This window comes from Lysinibacillus xylanilyticus (assembly GCF_001708185.1).
Lineage (GTDB): Bacteria > Bacillota > Bacilli > Bacillales_A > Planococcaceae > Lysinibacillus > Lysinibacillus xylanilyticus_A.
Genome location: NZ_MDDN01000003.1, coordinates 153,328 through 171,462, shown reverse-complemented (window position 1 = coordinate 171,462; position 18,135 = coordinate 153,328). Strand labels below are relative to the sequence as shown.

General features: G+C 36.3%; 18 protein-coding genes and 1 other annotated feature. Of the genes, 4 read left to right on the top strand and 14 right to left on the bottom strand.

Annotated features, from left to right (window positions below; all coding sequences use genetic code 11):
- Positions 1 to 137: 137 nt before the first annotated feature.
- The 13 genes from BFJ97_RS08655 to BFJ97_RS08595 form a co-directional block, all read right to left on the bottom strand.
- Positions 138 to 548 carry a hypothetical protein gene (locus BFJ97_RS08655; protein WP_068984243.1) on the bottom strand — a complete coding sequence of 137 codons (411 nt, stop codon included), beginning with the start codon at positions 546 to 548 and terminating at the stop codon, positions 138 to 140.
- Between the two features lie 207 nt (positions 549 to 755).
- A complete protein-coding gene (locus BFJ97_RS08650) occupies positions 756 to 2,438 on the bottom strand; it encodes a DUF6138 family protein (protein ID WP_068984242.1) in 1,683 nt (560 codons plus the stop codon).
- A gap of 500 nt (positions 2,439 to 2,938) precedes the next feature.
- Complete coding sequence (locus BFJ97_RS08645) at positions 2,939 to 3,775, bottom strand: CbrC family protein (RefSeq protein WP_068984241.1); 837 nt, start codon at positions 3,773 to 3,775, stop codon at positions 2,939 to 2,941.
- Between the two features lie 34 nt (positions 3,776 to 3,809).
- Positions 3,810 to 4,193 carry a hypothetical protein gene (locus BFJ97_RS08640; RefSeq protein WP_068984240.1) on the bottom strand — a complete coding sequence of 128 codons (384 nt, stop codon included), beginning with the start codon at positions 4,191 to 4,193 and terminating at the stop codon, positions 3,810 to 3,812.
- A 379-nt stretch (positions 4,194 to 4,572) separates the two neighbouring features.
- Positions 4,573 to 6,009, bottom strand: a complete 1,437-nt coding sequence (gene proS, locus BFJ97_RS08635) for a proline--tRNA ligase (protein WP_068984239.1) — start codon at positions 6,007 to 6,009, stop codon at positions 4,573 to 4,575.
- 64 nt (positions 6,010 to 6,073) lie between these two features.
- Positions 6,074 to 6,294 (bottom strand) — a binding site (T-box leader).
- Between the two features lie 371 nt (positions 6,295 to 6,665).
- Entirely contained in the window at positions 6,666 to 7,211 is a 546-nt protein-coding gene (locus BFJ97_RS08630; protein ID WP_068984238.1) for a TVP38/TMEM64 family protein, read from the bottom strand.
- Between the two features lie 567 nt (positions 7,212 to 7,778).
- Positions 7,779 to 9,479, bottom strand: coding sequence for a sensor domain-containing protein (locus BFJ97_RS08625; RefSeq protein WP_254660140.1), 1,701 nt, complete (start codon positions 9,477 to 9,479; stop codon positions 7,779 to 7,781).
- Positions 9,480 to 9,737: 258 nt separating this feature from the next.
- Positions 9,738 to 9,908 (bottom strand): transcriptional regulator, encoded by a 171-nt coding sequence (locus tag BFJ97_RS08620; RefSeq protein WP_068984237.1) that lies wholly within the window; start codon positions 9,906 to 9,908, stop codon positions 9,738 to 9,740.
- Between the two features lies 1 nt (position 9,909).
- Entirely contained in the window at positions 9,910 to 10,062 is a 153-nt protein-coding gene (locus BFJ97_RS08615) for a transcriptional regulator (RefSeq protein ID WP_068984236.1), read from the bottom strand.
- A 200-nt stretch (positions 10,063 to 10,262) separates the two neighbouring features.
- Positions 10,263 to 10,412: a transcriptional regulator gene (locus BFJ97_RS08610; protein WP_068984235.1), complete on the bottom strand. Its 150-nt coding sequence runs from the start codon at positions 10,410 to 10,412 to the stop codon at positions 10,263 to 10,265.
- Between the two features lie 281 nt (positions 10,413 to 10,693).
- Complete coding sequence (locus BFJ97_RS08605; RefSeq protein WP_068984234.1) at positions 10,694 to 11,206, bottom strand: DinB family protein; 513 nt, start codon at positions 11,204 to 11,206, stop codon at positions 10,694 to 10,696.
- 115 nt (positions 11,207 to 11,321) lie between these two features.
- Entirely contained in the window at positions 11,322 to 12,281 is a 960-nt protein-coding gene (locus BFJ97_RS08600) for a tyrosine recombinase XerC (RefSeq protein WP_068984233.1), read from the bottom strand.
- A 365-nt stretch (positions 12,282 to 12,646) separates the two neighbouring features.
- Positions 12,647 to 13,060: a hypothetical protein gene (locus BFJ97_RS08595; RefSeq protein ID WP_068984232.1), complete on the bottom strand. Its 414-nt coding sequence runs from the start codon at positions 13,058 to 13,060 to the stop codon at positions 12,647 to 12,649.
- Positions 13,061 to 13,198: 138 nt separating this feature from the next.
- Between BFJ97_RS08595 and BFJ97_RS24635 the strand changes: the two genes are divergently transcribed.
- From BFJ97_RS24635 to BFJ97_RS08580, 4 genes are all read left to right on the top strand, one after another.
- Positions 13,199 to 13,357 (top strand): hypothetical protein, encoded by a 159-nt coding sequence (locus tag BFJ97_RS24635; RefSeq protein WP_175401719.1) that lies wholly within the window; start codon positions 13,199 to 13,201, stop codon positions 13,355 to 13,357.
- Between the two features lie 55 nt (positions 13,358 to 13,412).
- Positions 13,413 to 14,903, top strand: coding sequence for a circularly permuted type 2 ATP-grasp protein (locus tag BFJ97_RS08590; protein ID WP_068984231.1), 1,491 nt, complete (start codon positions 13,413 to 13,415; stop codon positions 14,901 to 14,903).
- On the top strand, positions 14,857 to 15,822 hold the full coding sequence (locus tag BFJ97_RS08585) for an alpha-E domain-containing protein (RefSeq protein ID WP_083226965.1): 966 nt from the start codon (positions 14,857 to 14,859) through the stop codon (positions 15,820 to 15,822). Before BFJ97_RS08590 ends, BFJ97_RS08585 begins: the two co-directional genes overlap by 47 nt.
- A 61-nt stretch (positions 15,823 to 15,883) precedes the next feature.
- Positions 15,884 to 16,738 (top strand): transglutaminase family protein, encoded by an 855-nt coding sequence (locus tag BFJ97_RS08580; protein ID WP_068984230.1) that lies wholly within the window; start codon positions 15,884 to 15,886, stop codon positions 16,736 to 16,738.
- Positions 16,739 to 16,962: 224 nt separating this feature from the next.
- On the opposite strand, the gene bioF is transcribed toward BFJ97_RS08580, so the two are convergent.
- Positions 16,963 to 18,132 (bottom strand): 8-amino-7-oxononanoate synthase, encoded by a 1,170-nt coding sequence (gene bioF / locus BFJ97_RS08575; protein ID WP_068984229.1) that lies wholly within the window; start codon positions 18,130 to 18,132, stop codon positions 16,963 to 16,965.
- Positions 18,133 to 18,135: the final 3 nt, after the last annotated feature.

Sequence of the window (18,135 nt, the reverse complement as noted above, 5' to 3'; positions counted from 1 at the left end):
GCCATGCAGCAAACGCTACACCCCAACCATCACTGACAAGCACACATTCTTTTTCTAAATCAAGCAACAAACTATGCCTAGATTGCCGGGTATCACTGTGCGACAGCGGATTAAAACATCAGCAGGTACGGTTTTTCTCATGAAAAAGGACTCTCTTCAACATTGGGTAAATCGCCGCGTTCGTAACTTTCCTTCATTTCAAGAACAAAACTGTTAACTCGGCCCGTCACAAGGAAGCCAACAATCAGCCTTACATCATCGGATGCATAGGCGGCTAGATCAGAGTGACTAGTCTGTCCAATGATTGTTTCGTAAATTTGTTTACTGGCGCGATCCTGAAGCATCTCTATCTCCTTTCGATCCGCCACCAATATACTGTCAATGATAGCTGTCAGGTCGCCATGTGCAGCAATCCATTGTGAATCAAACGGATCGGCATCCCGCTGATCCAGGTACTGATCAATTACATCAGGATTGCCATATTTCGGATTAACTTCATAAGTGGACAACAACTCGATCCAAGCAGTAGTATGATTAATATCTAACAATAGAATCCTCCTCTTTCTTGATTTTTCACCAACTCGAAGGTCGTGAAAAAATTTGATTTTTTAGCAAAAGCAACTGCGATTTTAACTATCTTGCAGCTCTTTTACTCTCGATGCTAAAAATGACATTTTGCTAGCATCTCCTCAACATTGCACTTCCTACTCTACAGAGATGTCCTGCCTTTTAAAGTACTAAGGAAAGCTAACCCATTAATAATCTTCCATCCAACCTAGTAATTTTTCTAGCATTTCTTGGATTGGCGCTGATTCTTTTTTAATGCGCTGTGCTAGATCCTCCATACTACCAAAAATTTGATATAACACATAGCTACGTTGGTAATCTTCTTTGTTCTCCAGTTGATGTATCAATTCAGCTAGCAATTCCAGTTCATCAACGTGAATTCCTTTTAACTGCTCGAGCTCCCCCTCATTTGCGCTAAGTAAAATGTCAATCAGTACAGGCATCCGTTCTACTGATAGTGCGTGCATGTTAAGAAAAGCTTCTGCATAGTTATTTTGTACAAGCTGGTGCTCTGAATCAACAAGTGACATATAGCTTTGCACAAGGGGAAAATAAGCATCGCTAAAAAGCCCTAAACCAAATACAGCATATGTCCCAGGCATAGCGGATAGCTCGCTAGGCTCCACGTCCTCATACCATGCATATTCCTCCATTGCCACTTTTGCATAGTCGGCAATCAATGGGAACAGGTTTGGATACGCAAGGCAATTTGCAAAAAATTGATGCAGCTCAGTTTTCGCAAGGCCTTGAATCGGTAAATAATTTTCTTCCTGACTCTCTAACTGTAAGCTATAGCTTTTGATAAAGCCCGCTTGTAACAAATCGATGATGTATTGCAACGCTTCACGATAGGCTTCTTCTTCCTCAACAATGATGTGAATTGAAATGATTTTTCGAATATCATTGGCTGTTCCTTGAAAGCACGCACTTTTCCTACTATGTTCAAAATGATTACTGCCATTTTGTAAATAATCCTCCGCCTCTTGTGACCCAAGTTGCTGCGCCAATTCAAGATATTGCATACGTGTATCAGGTTCTTTAGATCCGATTTGTAAGGCAATATAAACGAAGAACTCTAGCTCCTTCTGTTTAGGTCTAGCCTCTGAGTTTAGTATCCATTTCGTTGCATATTCTCCTGTTTCCTCAAAATAAACCGATAAAATATACTCCTCTGCCCAAGCTTTAAATGCCAATGTATAATCATATATCCACTGTTTTAAGCGTTCTTCATTCCCGCTATACTTCTCCAATAACTTTTGCATTAATGGTTCGATATCAGCTACGTGCTGATGGAAAAAATGAGGATTGACTAGGAAACGAGCAAAGAAAAATCCATCTTTCTTAGCAGGATATACAGGTAAATCAGCCATCACTTTTGTTTCAATAAAAGTAGCTAACGTTTGTTTCGCTAATGTGAATTTGTCGTTATTTAGTAGCTCTTTTTGATAGCAAATCGCACGCCCCTCATGCTCAAATTCCAATATAAGTTGAAGGCGATAATCAAAAAGCCTCGCATGATATTCATCGGATTGGAAAACCGCATCCATTTTGGCACATAAAGCGGAAAATAATTCTTCTATTTGGTTGATGTCTGTTATTTCTTGCATGTAATCGCCCGCTGCTACTTTATAAGCATCATCACGCCAACTAAATGGCTCGTATGTATAAATCGAAATCGTTCCATAATGAGGGGTTCCCCATTGTAATTTATTCAATTTTTCTGATGTCCATTTAACCTTTACAAAATCCGTAACCCCTATATGGAGCCGGCTCCAGTCCTTCGTTTTACTAATTCGCTCGTTTTCCTGCTGATAAAAGCGCTCTAACTGTTGCCACACATCCGCCAAAAACTGTTCTATATACTGTGACAAATTCATTTCCCCCATTCGATTGTTTGGATATAAAGTTACGTAATTATTATTTTGTCAGTATTTATCTTCACTTCACAAAAAAAGGACAATCGTGATTTCTTAATTATCAAACTACAAGTACCTAATTTTTGCACCAAAACCACGACTATCCTTGTATTACATTTCAAAATCCATCAATTAAGCTTGTACCAAAAAGAAGTCAATGTACTTTTACTCACCATTCTTTTACATAGAGTTATTACACTAGTTCGTCTTGAACAGCCAATTGACGAGGATTATCGCAAGGATGAAATCGATGCCTTACCGACTATCCAGATGCTTGAAAAAGACTTCTTCCAATCTATAAAACAAGTGAATTTCGCTAAAATGAAACAAATAGTCTCCATGAAATTCATCTATTGTTTCTTGGTCATTTCTCCACACTAACTAGTTAGTAACTCTGGTAGATTTTCTCCAGAGCCATGGTCAACTTCCCCATACTTCACCTATGTAACCTAGATTTAATCAAAGTCGGAATACAGAATGTATTGCTGACATTCTAAGCATTGAAATAAATAACCTTGATGCGAACCATTATTACGCAAAGTAGCGGCTAGCTCATCTTTGGTATGACCATTAAAATGTTCAAACTCCTCCGTAATGCCCATCTCCACTAGCTCTTGCCAGCCAACATAACCAATAAATGCGCAATAATCCGTGCAATGGGCTACCCAGTCATTTCCTTGCCAACTAATATAGCCAGGTGTTCGATGCAACACTTCATCTGTATAGTCATCATTCTTCACAAGCTCGGCATTTAATAAATCTTGCTGAAATTGACCGTCAAATTTTTGTGCAGCAAGCCCACTATGAATACAGCTTGGACAAAGATATTCCACCTCTTCAATTGCATAAATGCCTATAGTACAATAAATGTCCACTTCTTGCGCACAGCAGTCGCAAACAACTAATTCACCCGTTTTAAAAATATTCGCTTGTATTGGATTCGGCATATATTTAAATGTTGGTAATGGTATTTTCATCTCCGCTTGCTCCTGAATGACACGTGGCAATAGTGGCTTTACAGTTTGTGGATTGTCAATCCAATATTTAATCGCGCCGTATTTTTTCTGATCTTTTTTATTACGTAAATCCATGACGGATGTAAAAATTTTGTATGCCTCGTCATACATTTTCAACATGCAGAAAATTTCGACGAGCATGCGCAAATTTACCTCTGTTCGCTCCGCTTTTTGAACTTGCTCCCTTAGCGTATGCATGGCGTTAATTGCTTTGTCATTCTTTGCATCAAATGTCTTTCTTTGCTCTTGCCATTGCGCAATAAGATTTTCTGTCATTTCTTATCCACCTCTCGACATACGATTTAAAGATTTAGAAAATCTCCCCCTCACCACTCACATTAAAAAAACCGACTCCATGCTTTTTGGCAAGCTCCTTCATCGTACTATATGCTTCATCCGCTACAGACCAGGCAAAAGCTGTGTAAATCACGGCATAACCAATACTATATTCAGTCAAACGAATCTCTAACTCGTCATCTTCATCCTCATCCAATAATTCCTCATCCACCAGATTCATATTGGGGAATTGTTCCACCATATCCTGATACCATTTTTGTAATGCTGGTGTTGTAACTCTTATTGTTGCGTAATCATGTGGTTCAGCCCATTTTGTTTGTTCATCATACCATTGCAAAAATGTTTCTTTATTGTTTGGAGCTTGCTCTTTATCAAAGACCATTAAATCATAACTCATTGTTTTCACCCTCCGCGAAAAAAAAGAATATATGTTCTGTTTTTATTTTAGCATACAAGTATTTTTTTGAAAACACAGAAAAAACATTGTAGAATCAAGATAAAAACACACCCTGCATTTCCAGATGGAAATGCAGGGGAAAACGAGTCGTAAACAAACAAAAACAAAATTGAAAGAATGTCCCTACTGATATGACCACCGTCATTAAGGAATAATAAACAGTCTATCGTTCAGACGAAATCTAAACAATTAGAACAATTTTACAAGACTAAACAACAAGATTTAGAAAAAATAACAGCCGTCACAGATAATCTGTATATGGATTGGAAATATGAAGATATTACAAAAGCTGAGTACTTGCGTGTGAGCAAATTTGACCTTAATATGCCTGAGCAAACCAAACTGTATGTTTCGCTTCATTTCCACAGCAAATACACGTTGTTTTAGTAGTTGGTGGATGAAACGGTATATTACGAGAAGTATACTTAGTCTCTTCTTTCACTTTTTCTTCGCACGCATCATTTCCACACCATCCAGCAAGCACCCAGCCTGAAATAGATCCATTTTCCTTGGAAGTATTAATATGCTGCTGTAATTGAGGTAGCGTATCAATATGTGTATGAGCATTTGCATCACGGAATTGGCGCGCTTTGTCAAATAAACGAGTTTGCATCGTTGTTAGTTCTTCTTCAATTGCAGAAACAATGTTGTTAAGATCAATTGCTTGTTTCTCATCTTCATCGCGTGCTTTTAACATGGCTTGATTGTTTTCTAAGTCACGAGGTCCTAATTCAATTCGAACCGGTACACCTTTTAACTCCCATTCATTAAATTTGAAGCCTGGTGATTGGTCGGTGTCATCAAGACGTACTCGAATTCCCTTCCTCTTAAGGACTGCATAAATGTCATCTAGTTTCTCCATAATTTCAGGGGTCTTTTTCCATGGACCTACAGGTATTAAGACAACTTGGGTTGGTGCGATTCGTGGCGGTAAAATAAGCCCCTGCTCATCACCGTGAACCATAATTACTGAACCTATTAAACGTGTGGAAGTCCCCCAAGATGTTGTGTGTACATATTCATGCTGATTGGCTTTATTTAAATATTTTATATCAAAGGCTTCAGCAAATTTTGTCCCTAAATAATGAGAGGTACCGGCTTGTACGGCCTTCCCATTTTTCATCATTGCTTCGATAGAATAAGTATCTACAGCCCCTGCAAAACGCTCTGAAGGTGTTTTTTGTCCATCATAGACTGGGATTGCCAGCAACTCCTCTACAACTTCCTTATAGATAGTTAACATTTGCATTGTTTCTTGACGCGCATCTTCTTCATCAACATGCGCTGTATGGCCCTCTTGCCACAAAAATTCAGATGTTCGAATGAACGGAAGTGTTTTTTTCTCCCAACGAAAGACATTTGCCCATTGATTAATCAAGACAGGTAAATCACGGTAACTTTTGATCCAATTTGAATAAAGGTGTCCAATCATCGTTTCAGATGTCGGACGAAGGGCTAAACGTTCTTCTAATTTCTCGCCAGCTGCCTCCGTGACCCAAGGAAGCTCAGGTGAGAAACCTTCGATATGATCCTTTTCTTTTTGGAAGAAGGATTCAGGAATTAACATAGGGAAATAAGCGTTGCGGTGACCTGTCTCTTTAAAACGACGATCCATTTCTTCCTGAATATGTTCCCAAATTTCATAGCCGTCTGGTTTAAATGCGATACAGCCACGGACCGGTGTATAATCCATTAAATCGGCCTTTTGGATTGTTTCAATGTACCATTTTGAAAAATCATTTTGTTGTGTTGTCATATTCTCTCCTCCATTTCTGTAACTTTACATACTGAAAAAATAAAAAGCACAAAGCTGTCCTCCAAATAAGGACGTCTTTGTGCCAAATAAACGTGGTACCACCTTGAATTTAGTTTTAAGAAAAATCTTAAAACCCTCTAACGTTTTGTAACGAAAACGACTCGGTTATGTTTGCATAACATCTCCGTGGTAGGTTTCAGATAAGAAGTGGTGATATAGCTCTCAGCAATTGCTATATTTTCTGTTTCACATTTCTTACTTACTTGGCCACATCATCGATTGATATTTCATATAACTTTAGCAAAACTGTTAAATAATATCAATTATTTTTCGGGAAATATCAGAAAATTATTTCTATTGCTTGTAAACAGAATTGCTTTTAACTAATTCATAAATATTTCAAAGCATTCTTAATTAACAAAAAAGGGTTCCACAACAATAAAAAATGAGTGTCAAATACATCTGCAATTTGACACTCATTTTAATTGACATTTTCTGTATTCGCGATAGCAAGTGGATCCAGTGAAAGAAAAATAGCGTTCTATTTTATTGCTAATCTTAGAGTTATTCCACAAAGTGGTTTATCACCAAAGTTAGGGTGATGAGCCACAAAATACTCATGACTGGAATAATGCTCCCTTCGAATGCTTACTTCATCATGAAGACTTATTTTTTAACTTCCATAATAGAAAGAGAATCAAGATAACAACAATGCTTACATATTTCCACTTAGAATCAATTTGCATAAAACCATATATTGCGCCTGCTTCAATAATAAGTGAAGGGATTTTCCCTAACGTACTAGCAACTGTAAATATACCAAGTGAAACTTTTGAAAATGCACTTCCTAACGTTATAACACCAGATGGAGTAAATGGGAGAATTCTTAAGCATAAAATAACCCAAAATGCATTAAATCCCTCAAGCTGCTTTAATTTTAAAATAACAGGATGTTGGGTATCTGTATGTCTCCATTTCTTTAACCCTTTTCGATATAAAATAAAGCTAATGAATGCGCCTAACCCCTCACCAATAATAGAAACGATTAAGCCATTATATAGACCAAAAATTGTTAGGTTTCCTGCTGTAATAAATACACTTGGTAATATACCTATAATGCTCACTAATATATTAATGAATAAACTTAAAAAGACTGCAAACAGACCAGCCTGTTCTAATAATTGAAAAAAAGTTTCTTGCATAGTATATCTCTTTCTTATTTTTATATTAATCATAAAATAAAATTACAACATAAACAAATCTGGTTGATTTCTAATTAGTGACTATGACAAAAAAATCATCCATGTCAAAATTGACTATTTAAAATCTATAAATATTATTGAATCAGTTATTTTATCACGCGTGTTGATTATCTAATTTCCTCCAATAAAAAATGAACAAAAGAGAGATTCTCAGTGTAAAATGTTAGTTACGACACAAACAATTACGAAATGAGGAATCTCTCTTGAACAAGAATAACACGATTTTTACGCTCATTCAAAACTTACTTTCAGAAGCAGAATGTTAATCAATCTTAAATTTCAAACAAAATCTCTATTATTCACAGGTTTCACATGCCTGTTTCTTTGTTTTGGCCAGACACTAGAAAGACGAATTAGGGAGAAAGAAATCCTAAATTTTCATTGGGACATAAACTATTCAACAACTGTAAAATTTTGCTTAATAAATATGTTTGTTATTTTATCTTAATAATCTATGAACACTTAGAGGATCTTGTCCAAAACTAAAGACAAGATCCTCCGTACTACCTACATACAACTATCTACAATCAACTGAGTAAAATCCTCTACGGGTAATGGCTTACTGAAGTAATAGCCTTGGACGAATTCACAGCCATACTCACGCAGCACGTTTAATTCTGCTTCTTCTTCGACCCCTTCAGCTACTACTTGAAGATTTAAGGCATGCGCTAGAGAAATCATGGCTGAAATCATGGCAATTCCTGATTTTTCAGGCACAATATCTCGGACAAATGCACGATCTATTTTTAAGACATCGACCGGGAATGTCTTTAAATAATTTAGCGACGAATAGCCAGTTCCGAAATCATCTATTGAAATTGTAATACCAAGTGCTCTTAATTGGTTAATTGTATTGAGCAAGTCTTCCGTATAGTCCAGCATACTCATTTCTGTAATTTCAATTTCTAAAAAGTGCGGATTAATTTTTGTTTCTGCAATCACTTCTTGTACCATATCGACAAATCCTGATGTACTAATATGAATCGGAGAAATGTTTACAGCTACTCGTAAATTTGAATTATGTATCGCATTCCAAGTACGTGCCTGGGCAGATGCTTTTCTTAATACCCATACACCTATGTCATTTATAAGCCCACATTCCTCAGCAAATGGAATAAAACGATCTGGTGACATATGGCCTAGTTCAGGATCATACCAGCGAAGTAATGCCTCCATGCCAGTCATTTTATTCGTTTTTAAATTGATTTTTGGCTGATAATGTAACTCAAAACTATCTTTTTTTAACGCTTGATGTAATTTTGTTTCAAGTAAGAGCCATTTATCATTGATTTCATCCATATTCTGACGGTATAAGTGATATTGATTACCACGTGAAGATTTCGCAGCATTCATGGCTATATAGGCATTCTTAAATAATACCTCTATGGAGTTTGCATGATCTGGGAAAATACTAATCCCCATACTAATGCTTGCATAGAATTCATGTGTATCTACAATTAAACTTTCATTAAAGATGTCGATTATTTCCTTGGCCTTTTCCTCAATACGGTCAACATCGTTTAGTATAATAACAAATTCATCACTGTTATGGCGGTAAATAGAATTGGATGTAAAATCAACGTTGCGTAAAAGATTCGCCATTTCCACTAAGAACATATCCCCGATGATATAGCCAAGTCCATCGTTTATGTTTTTAAAACGATTTACATCAATGAAAAATAACGCAAACTTTTCGCCAGTGCATCGAGATTGATGGAATTCATATTCTAAACGTTGGTCTAATTTACGACGATTGGGTAGCCCTGTTAATTCATCGTGAAAAGCAATATGGGTAACCTTTTTTATATCCTTTTGTGCAGTAATATCGACCCCTATAGCAATATATTGATACGGTTTACCAAAGTCATCAAGAAAAGGAAAGATCGTTGTCTTCACCCAATAAAGACCGCCGTCCTTTGCGCGATTGCATACTTCGCCATTCCACGTTGCACCCTTACCTATAGTTTTCCACATCTCTCTATAGAAAGATTTTGGATGGAATCCTGAATTGAGTAATCGGTGATCCTGCGCTAATAATTCTTCACGAGTATATTTAGAAATTTTGCAAAAATGATCATTAACAAACGTGATTTTCCCGGTTCGATCTGTAATCGCTACGATGATTGAACTATTCATTGCTGAAAAGATATCTTGTTTTTCTTTTAGACTGTAGGTAACTTGATTGATATTACTAGGCGTGATATTCATAATTTTCATTCTCCGTTCATTAAAATAAGAAGGGTTTGGTACTTTTGATTTATATTAAAGTGAGGTACATAGTTTTGTAGTTCTATTATAATCTGAGAAAAGCAGTTAATTCAACCCAAATATTAAACCTATTCTATGTATTATATTTAGCCTATATTTATGAATTTTCTGTAATTTTTCGATGTTTTGCAATTTCTTAATTTATGATTTGCACATAAAATGCCTTACTGTCAATACGGCAGTAAGGCATTTTATAAGTTAAGAGACTTCATATTCTATTGGACCTCCCAATGATTTGGCTCGTTCATTGTAAGCATTTAGTTGCTCATGAGATAAGTTTAAAATATAATAGTGAAAATTTATTGGCTCTAGATCGTGTGTCTCACATACTTGTCGATAAAATTCATAGCCTTCACGATAATCTGTCATTCTAATAACTTCCTTTCATTTGTGCAGCTTCGTTATAATACTCTAATTGTTCTTGCGATAATTGATTGACATAATAATAGAAATTAATCGGTTCTAAATCAAATTGTTCGCATTTCTCTAAATAAAATTGATATCCAGCTTTATAATGTGACATATACATCCCTCCTTTTTGTTATATAACAGTGTTAATATTTTTTAATAATATATAACAGATTGTTTATTATGTCAACGAATTATCTGATATTTCTTTTAAATATACGAAAGCCCAGTCCATTTTAGTTAGTATGGCTGGGCTTTTCATAAAATATTCACATCGGCTTCCGTCATAACCACATCCTTTATTAACGATAACTATTAAATACCTAATTGTTTTGCTTGCATATTATAAGCTGAAAGTTGCTGCTGTGATAACTGTAATACATAATAGCGGAATGAAATTGGCTCCAATCCATAACGCTCACACATTTCACAATAAAAATCATAACCAACACGATACTTTGACATTAGAATTCCTCCCTGATTCAAACTGTTTTATAACAGTCTATGTTATTTTTATTTAATATATAACAGTTTATTTCTTTCGTCAAGTGGCTGATTCAATAAAAAAGGCCAATTTCTCAATAGTAATACTGAGAAATCGGCCCCTTCACCATCTATTACTCCATTTTTGAAAAAAACATCAACATATTCCAGACAAGTTCTATTACGATTGAATTTTTGCTTGCTAGTATCATTTCTTTAACGAACCGGCTTATATTGCTTGTATTCCGTCTCCTGTGAATTCATTAATGCTCAACCTCTAAACACATTTTGATTTCTAATATTTGCACGATATGTCGTTGCTCATGTAAATAAATTTGTTCAACCCATTGATCAAGAGGTAGTTCACCAAGTGCAGGATGATTCACGGATTTTTCGGCTAAGATGGATTTATCTTCAATTGTATCAAGGAAAGTTGTTAATTTTATTCTCGAATCGTTCAGCATCTCAATGATTTGTTGAACTGTAAAGAAGTCTTCAGCAGGTTCAACAATTTTTGGAGCTGTTATTTTCTTTGTTCGATCTACGATAAGCTGAACATTTTTGCGCTCCGTTTGCTTACTCTCTACTTGTGTTAATCCCCATGTAATCGCCTTTACTGAAGACTCTTCCACTAAGGCTAGGTGATGGCAAATTTGGGCGATACTCCAACTTTTTAAATCAGGCTTATCATTCAATTGACGATCACTTAATAACTCAATTTCCTTCACTAAAGTATTTCTCGTTTCACGCAGATGATCATTTATTAATGGATTCATAAACTACTCCCCTCACCAAAAGTTATTAGTTCAGTATAAAATCTATACAATGTAAAGTATTCTCTTCGATTACTTTGATTTCCTTTAAAATTTTGGAGATTAGTTTCGAAAATTATCATTCTCGCACAATATTGAACGGATTATTTTCGAGTACATGTTGCAGTTCTTCATCTTCAATATGTGTGTAGATTTGTGTCGTCGCAACACTTGAATGGCCAAGTATATGCTGAAGACTTCGAATATCTGCCCCTGATTTATACATCATCGTTGCGGATGTATGACGTAACTTATGTGGTGTCAGTCGTTCTTTTTGTAGCCCGGATTGCTGATTGATTCGTTTAACGATTTTAGCAACGGTTTGACGTGTAAAGCGTGTGCCCTTTTGTGAGACGAAAAGTGGCTCTTCTCCCTCACCTTTATACGATGCCTTTCCACTATTTTCATAGTCTTCAAGTGCCTGCATACAGCTATCATTCAAGTATACGGTCCGTTCCTTATTCCCTTTACCAACAACAGTTAAGTAGCGCCCTTGTATAGATGACCTATGTAGCTGACATAGCTCGGTTACACGAATCCCTAAATTTAAGAAAAACATCATCATACAATAATTTCTTGGAGATGCGCTATTTGGCTGGATGCCATCAATAAATTGAGTGGCTTCTTCAAGATTCATATAAATAGGTCTTTTTCGTCCAATCTTTGGTGTTTCTAATTCATCAGCGGGATTTTCCTCAAGAAGCCGGCGTTTCCCTTTAAGGTATTTAAAAAATGATTTTAACGTTGCCACCTTACGTGCTCTCGCGGATGCAGAATTTCCGCGCTGTACTTCGCAATACTCCATAAATAAATAAAGATCCTCCAGTGTAATCTCTCGGATTTCTTCTATTGTAATAGTAGAAATATCTATTTTCGTTATATCTGTTATATCCAGATCATTCTGGATTGCTATGTAGAAACGGAAGAATAATGTCAAATCATATTCGTATTCTTTTCTTGTGCGCGGAGACTTCCCTTTAATCGTCGTTAAATAGACAAGGAAGTCCCTCATTATTTTAGGGAGCTTTGTCTTTTCCATAAAATCACCTCTATTTTCTCTATTTTACCACGAAAAAACGTTCCCAAATATAAATTTGGGAACTTTATGGTGAAAAAAGTGCCTTTTTTTCGCAAAACGGAACGTATGTTTGTTTAATTGTGCGTAAAAAAAGATGATTCTCTTTATAAAGAAAATCACCTTTTTGAAAGATTTTTTGAAAGATCTACTTTTTCATGCATAAAGTGCAACGAAAATGAATATTTAAATCTAGTGTACTAAAATGCTGTGAGACGATTCGAAAAAAGAAAAGCTGGGTAACTATATGTGTCGATTTATCTCACAATGCGCATGGAATTATCTGGTTTTGTTGATTCCGAATGCAATGTTTTCTGTGTGGAAGTGAATTACTTAACAAAAACACTATACGTCCCATCTACTTGTTTTGCTAGAGACCAGTTTGTTGATAGCATATGTTGAAGCTTCACGATAGTTTCCTCATTACAAGTTAAATGTTGGATTCCTGTTTCTAATAAATGATAATCCTTATCTTCTTCTAATGAAAAACGAAGATGCAGCAAACGCTGAATGCCTGGCAAAGTTACATATTTGATACGATAGTTACCATGCAGAGCATCTAAGAACAATTGTTCCCCTTCTTTAAAAAGTGCCATTGTTTCGGAAAATTCATAGTTTGGTACTTTTTCTTGCCAGACTGATACTTCCCCTGTATGCAATGTGCCTACAATCTCCTCATCAGTTAAACCTAATTTTGAAAGCTTGTCTAGCTCATAAGCTTGCATTAAATTAATGATTGTCATTTTTTCTAGCTCCTTTTATGTATTTATCTTCATTCCTCTAAAAGTGGAGAATGAATGCAGTTGTGGTTCCTTTTCAATTAGTGCTCTAACACCAACTGAATGAAGATAAAGCCTCCGGCGGATATTACGGATTTTGTATTGTGCACACACAATTCAAAATCTGAACGCATTGTTTATCTGTGCGAAAGCGAAGCGACAGCAACAATTGTTTATCTGTGCGAAAGCGAAGCGACAGCAACAATTGTTTATCTGTGCGAAAGCGAAGCGACAGCAACAATTACGCCAAGGCGAAATTGATTCTTATTTAGTGTAACACGTTTTCTCTACTACTTAAATTCGGAGGGCGATCCATATGATGAAGTTCTATGAATCTGGTATGTTTTTTGATGAAATGTTTGATGGCAATCAACCGAAGCCTCATTATCGGTCTTTCCATCATAAGCTTAATGCTTTTCCAAAGGAACAGTTAGATGAAAAATACCAACAAGCACAATCAAGCTTCCTTAGACAAGGCATTACATTTACCGTATATGGAGCACAAGGTGGTACAGAACGGACAATGCCCTTTGATTTTATCCCTATTATTATTCCACATGAACAGTGGGAAGTAATTGAAGCTGGTATGAAGCAACGTGTCAAAGCCTTAAATTGCTTTTTGCATGATGTCTATCATGAACAGTCCATTTTTGAGGATGGGCTTATTCCGAAAAGGCTTATTGAAAACAATCCATACTACTATAAAGAAATGCTTGGTGTAAAAGTACCAATCGATAATCATATTTTTTTAGCAGGCATTGATTTGATTCGTGATGAAAACGGTATTTACTACGTGTTAGAGGATAATTTACGAAATCCTTCAGGTATCTCCTATGTTTTTCAAAATCGATATGTCATGAAGGAAGTCTATCCTGAGTTTTTCTCTAAGCATTCCATTCAGTCACTCGACAAACAAATGGCCTTTATGAAAAAGGCACTACTTGCTCATCGACCAGCTTGTATGAAGCCAGGTGTAGAACCTAAGGCTGTTCTATTAACAGCGGGCATGTATAATTCAGCTTATTATGATCATGTTTTCCTAGCTCAGCAACTCAATATTCAGCTTGTAGAAGGGCATGATTTAGTCGTTCAAGATAATAAGGTGTATAGGAAGACAATTTATGGCCTAGAACAAATCGATATTATTTATCGTCGAATTGATGATGATTTCTTAGATCCTGTTGTTTTTCGAAAGGATTCTTTACTTGGAGTCCCTCATATCATGGATGCTTATAAAGCTGGAAATATTGCTATTTTAAATGCTGTTGGTAACGGTGTGGCCGATGATAAAGCGATGTATGCCTATGTGCCAGATATGATTCGCTACTATTTAAATGAGGAACCTATTTTACGAAATGTGAAGACCTATCATTTAGATGATGACAAGCAGCGAGCTTGGGTACTTGAACATATGAGAGAGCTTGTCATAAAAAATGTTAGTGCCTCTGGTGGCTATGATATGCTAATTGGTCCGCATGCGAGTGATGAAGAAATTACTAAATTTAAAGAAAAAATTATAGAAAACCCGTTTCAATATATTGCACAACCGACGATTAACTTGTCTAGAGCACCTGCTTTTCAGGATGGGAAATTCTACCCTTGCCATGTCGATTTGCGTGTATATGTCATGAAGGGTGATGATATTTATGTACTCCCTGGTGGGTTATCCCGTGTGGCACTGAAAGAAGGGTCTTTAGTCGTGAATTCGTCACAGGGCGGAGGAGCAAAAGATACATGGATATTAAAGGAGGAATTACAGTATGCTAAGTCGAGTAGCCGATGCACTGTATTGGATGGCAAGATATAGTGAACGAACACAAACGAATGCACATATATTACAAGTACAGCTGTTGAATATGTTGGAGCAATCAGGTAAAGAAAATGAATACATCGACCATTGGGAAGCGGTGTTAGATATTTGTGCCTCGAAGGAAGAGTATTTGACTTTTTATGAATCCATTCGAGTTAATCTACTGATCGAATATCTTCTATTTTCTGATAAAAACTGTAACGCCCTTCATGCTACTTTACGTGCGGTTAGGGAAAATGCGCGGGTAACCCGAGATAGCATCCCGATTGAGCTTTGGGAATTGCAAAATGCCTTTTATTTATCTTTACAGCAAGAAATAATCGGACGCGAAAGACCTATTCCACTTATCGTTCTGAATTCTTTTTTGCAAAATGTTCGAAAGACTTCATTAACGGTTACTGGGCTTATCGAAGGCTCGATGGATCGAGATTTACCTTATTATTTCATGCACGTTGGGAAATGGTTAGAACGAGCTGAAAAGACGATTCGTATGGCTTTAATTATACTGGAGCAACATAAGGAGGTAGCTATCTCCTTATTTGAAGTGGACGGAACGTTTTTACTTGATTTATCGGAGGCGACGGAGTCTTATTTGCGGAAGCATCGCCAAACAAATTTACTTTGTGTCATTCAATATTTATTACAGGATAAGCACTTCCCACGTTCAGTGATGTTTTGCTTACAAAAATTAGAGGAATCGTTAAGTTGTTTAGAAAATGATCCTATTTCAGCAAGATATATAGAGCTTCATACCCCATTAAAGAATTTATTATTTGCCATGATGAATGTGGACTTATGGAATATTACCTTAGAGGAAACGATTCTGTTAATGGAGGAAAGATTGTGTCAATGTATTGATTTTGGAAATACATTTGCAACAATTTATCATTTATATGAACCCAGCGTACAACCTTGAAAGGAATCACCCACAGCTCCCTTTCAACAAGCAAGTCAGTAATCAAAAGGAAGCGGACACCATGAAATTTGAAATTCAACATACTAATATTTTTCAATATGAGTCTGAAGTCGATCAAAGCTTAAATACTATCCGCTTGAAACCAAGAGGCGATGAGCGTCAGCGCTTATTATCCTATCGAATTGCCATTACACCTTCATCTTTAACGCGTGAGCATACAGATATTTGGGGCAATACGGTTGGCACTTTTTATATACCTGAGCAGCATCAAGAGCTAGAAATTCAAACGACCTCTATTGTCAGCATTCAACGTGCACCCTTTATTCATCGCATTCAATATTCACATGAGATGCAAACAATTTTTCATTCTCAGCTGTTTTATGAACATTATTTGCCCTATTTAAAGTCTACACATTTTACGTATATGACAGAAAATCAGTTAGAGGAAGTTTATCATGCGATTGGTCATGCAGAAAATCCCGTGTTATTTTCGCTGAATTTAATGCAATATTTATACTCGACATTTGAATATGATCCTGGTGCGACTGATGTTACGACAACTGCAAGTCAAGCCTTCGCCCTTAAGCGAGGTGTTTGTCAGGATTTCACCCATGTCATGCTTGCGGTATTAAGAGCAAAAGGAATTCCAGCTCGCTATGTTAGTGGTTATTTATATGTTGATGAAAACTCTGCTTTGGTCGGTGATATTGCAACCCACGCTTGGGTAGAAGTCATGATACCAGGAATCGGCTGGATTGGCTTAGATCCAACTAATAATGTGGAAGTATTAGAAAATCACATTATTTTGTGCATTGGCCGTGATTATTCCGATATTAGTCCGGTTGAAGGTGTTTATTCAGGTGGAAAACATGATTTAACAGTTAAAGTGAGCGTCAAAGCAGTGAATCATTTGTAGTAAAACATACAATGGTATAAATTAAACCCCTGATTTTTCTATGTTAAGCAGAAGAATCAGGGGTTTATTAAGATCTATTGTTTCAGATTTTAATCTTCAATTTTACAATTGTCCAACAGCAATTTAGCGATTAAACATCTTTTTAATATTATTAAGTTCTATTAAAAAGGTAAAATAACTATAATAATCTTTCAAAAGAGTTGACATTCTTTATTATATAAGGATTATACAATACCCATTTCTTTTCCTATTTTTTTGATTTTATCTATGACTGTATTGAGCTGCTCCTTTGTATGTGTGGCCATCACTGTAATCCGCAACCGGCTTGACCCTTTTGGCACAGTTGGTGGTCGAATTGCTGGAATAAAGACACCTTCATCCATAAGTTTCTCAGAAAATTGAATAGCTTCATGGGAATCACCAATAAGAAGAGATATAATGGGCGTTTCCCCTTCCTTAACTACAAAACCCGATTCCTGCAATTTCAAACGTAAATATTTAGCATTATTCAGCAATTGTTCCCTTCGTTCGGGCTCATTTTGAATAATGGAAATTCCTTCTCGCGCTGCTTCAATCGCACTTGGAGATAAACCTGTTTGGAAAATAAATGATCTGGCGCTATTGAGTAAATAGTTCCTTGCAATTGACGACGTCGACACAAAACCACCTTCTGCACCAATCGCTTTACTCAACGTGCCTACTGTAAAATCTATCGCATCTTTCAGTCCAAAATAATCAGCCGTACCACGACCGTCATTTCCTAAGACACCTGTCGCATGCGCATCATCAATCATTATGTAAGCATTGTATTTCTTTGCTAGCGCAACGATTTCGGGAAGTGGAGCAATATCACCATCCATACTAAAGACGCCATCCGTCACAATTAACTTCTTTCCATCTCCATGTGATTGCCTTAATTTATACTCTAAATCCACCATATCCGCATGTTCATAAACAATTGTTTTTGCTTGACTAAGTCGACAACCATCTATAATACTCGCATGATTCCACGCATCAGAAAATATCATATCCCCTGCCTTCATCACACTCGAAATCACACCAATGTTTGCTAGATAACCACTGCTGAAAACAATGGCAGCTTCCGTTTTTTTTAAATCGGCAATTTCAGATTCAAGCTGTTCATGAATGACGAAATTTCCGGTTGTTAATCTCGAACCACCAGCTCCTGTACCGTATTTACTAATACCTTCAGATGCCTTCTTTATTAATCGAAAATCTGTTGCAAGACCTAAATAGTTATTAGATGAAAAAAGCAAAAATTTCTTACCATTTATGATTACCTCGCTTTCATTTCCAGTTGAAAACGAACGTAACTTCCTTGTCAATCCTTTCTCTTCTATTAATTGTAGTTCCTGTTGAAACCAATGATCCATTTT

Coding starts and splice junctions, on each gene's coding strand:
- BFJ97_RS08645 (WP_068984241.1), bottom strand. CDS start 3,775: ATGACAGAAAATCTTATTGCGCAATGGCAAGAGCAAAGAAAGACATTT.
- BFJ97_RS08640 (WP_068984240.1), bottom strand. CDS start 4,193: ATGAGTTATGATTTAATGGTCTTTGATAAAGAGCAAGCTCCAAACAAT.
- proS (WP_068984239.1), bottom strand. CDS start 6,009: ATGACAACACAACAAAATGATTTTTCAAAATGGTACATTGAAACAATC.
- BFJ97_RS08630 (WP_068984238.1), bottom strand. CDS start 7,211: ATGCAAGAAACTTTTTTTCAATTATTAGAACAGGCTGGTCTGTTTGCA.
- BFJ97_RS08625 (WP_254660140.1), bottom strand. CDS start 9,479: ATGAATATCACGCCTAGTAATATCAATCAAGTTACCTACAGTCTAAAA.
- BFJ97_RS08620 (WP_068984237.1), bottom strand. CDS start 9,908: ATGACAGATTATCGTGAAGGCTATGAATTTTATCGACAAGTATGTGAG.
- BFJ97_RS08615 (WP_068984236.1), bottom strand. CDS start 10,062: ATGTCACATTATAAAGCTGGATATCAATTTTATTTAGAGAAATGCGAA.
- BFJ97_RS08610 (WP_068984235.1), bottom strand. CDS start 10,412: ATGTCAAAGTATCGTGTTGGTTATGATTTTTATTGTGAAATGTGTGAG.
- BFJ97_RS08605 (WP_068984234.1), bottom strand. CDS start 11,206: ATGAATCCATTAATAAATGATCATCTGCGTGAAACGAGAAATACTTTA.
- BFJ97_RS08600 (WP_068984233.1), bottom strand. CDS start 12,281: ATGGAAAAGACAAAGCTCCCTAAAATAATGAGGGACTTCCTTGTCTAT.
- BFJ97_RS08595 (WP_068984232.1), bottom strand. CDS start 13,060: ATGACAATCATTAATTTAATGCAAGCTTATGAGCTAGACAAGCTTTCA.
- BFJ97_RS08590 (WP_068984231.1), top strand. CDS start 13,413: ATGATGAAGTTCTATGAATCTGGTATGTTTTTTGATGAAATGTTTGAT.
- BFJ97_RS08585 (WP_083226965.1), top strand. CDS start 14,857: ATGCTAAGTCGAGTAGCCGATGCACTGTATTGGATGGCAAGATATAGT.
- BFJ97_RS08580 (WP_068984230.1), top strand. CDS start 15,884: ATGAAATTTGAAATTCAACATACTAATATTTTTCAATATGAGTCTGAA.
- bioF (WP_068984229.1), bottom strand. CDS start 18,132: ATGGATCATTGGTTTCAACAGGAACTACAATTAATAGAAGAGAAAGGA.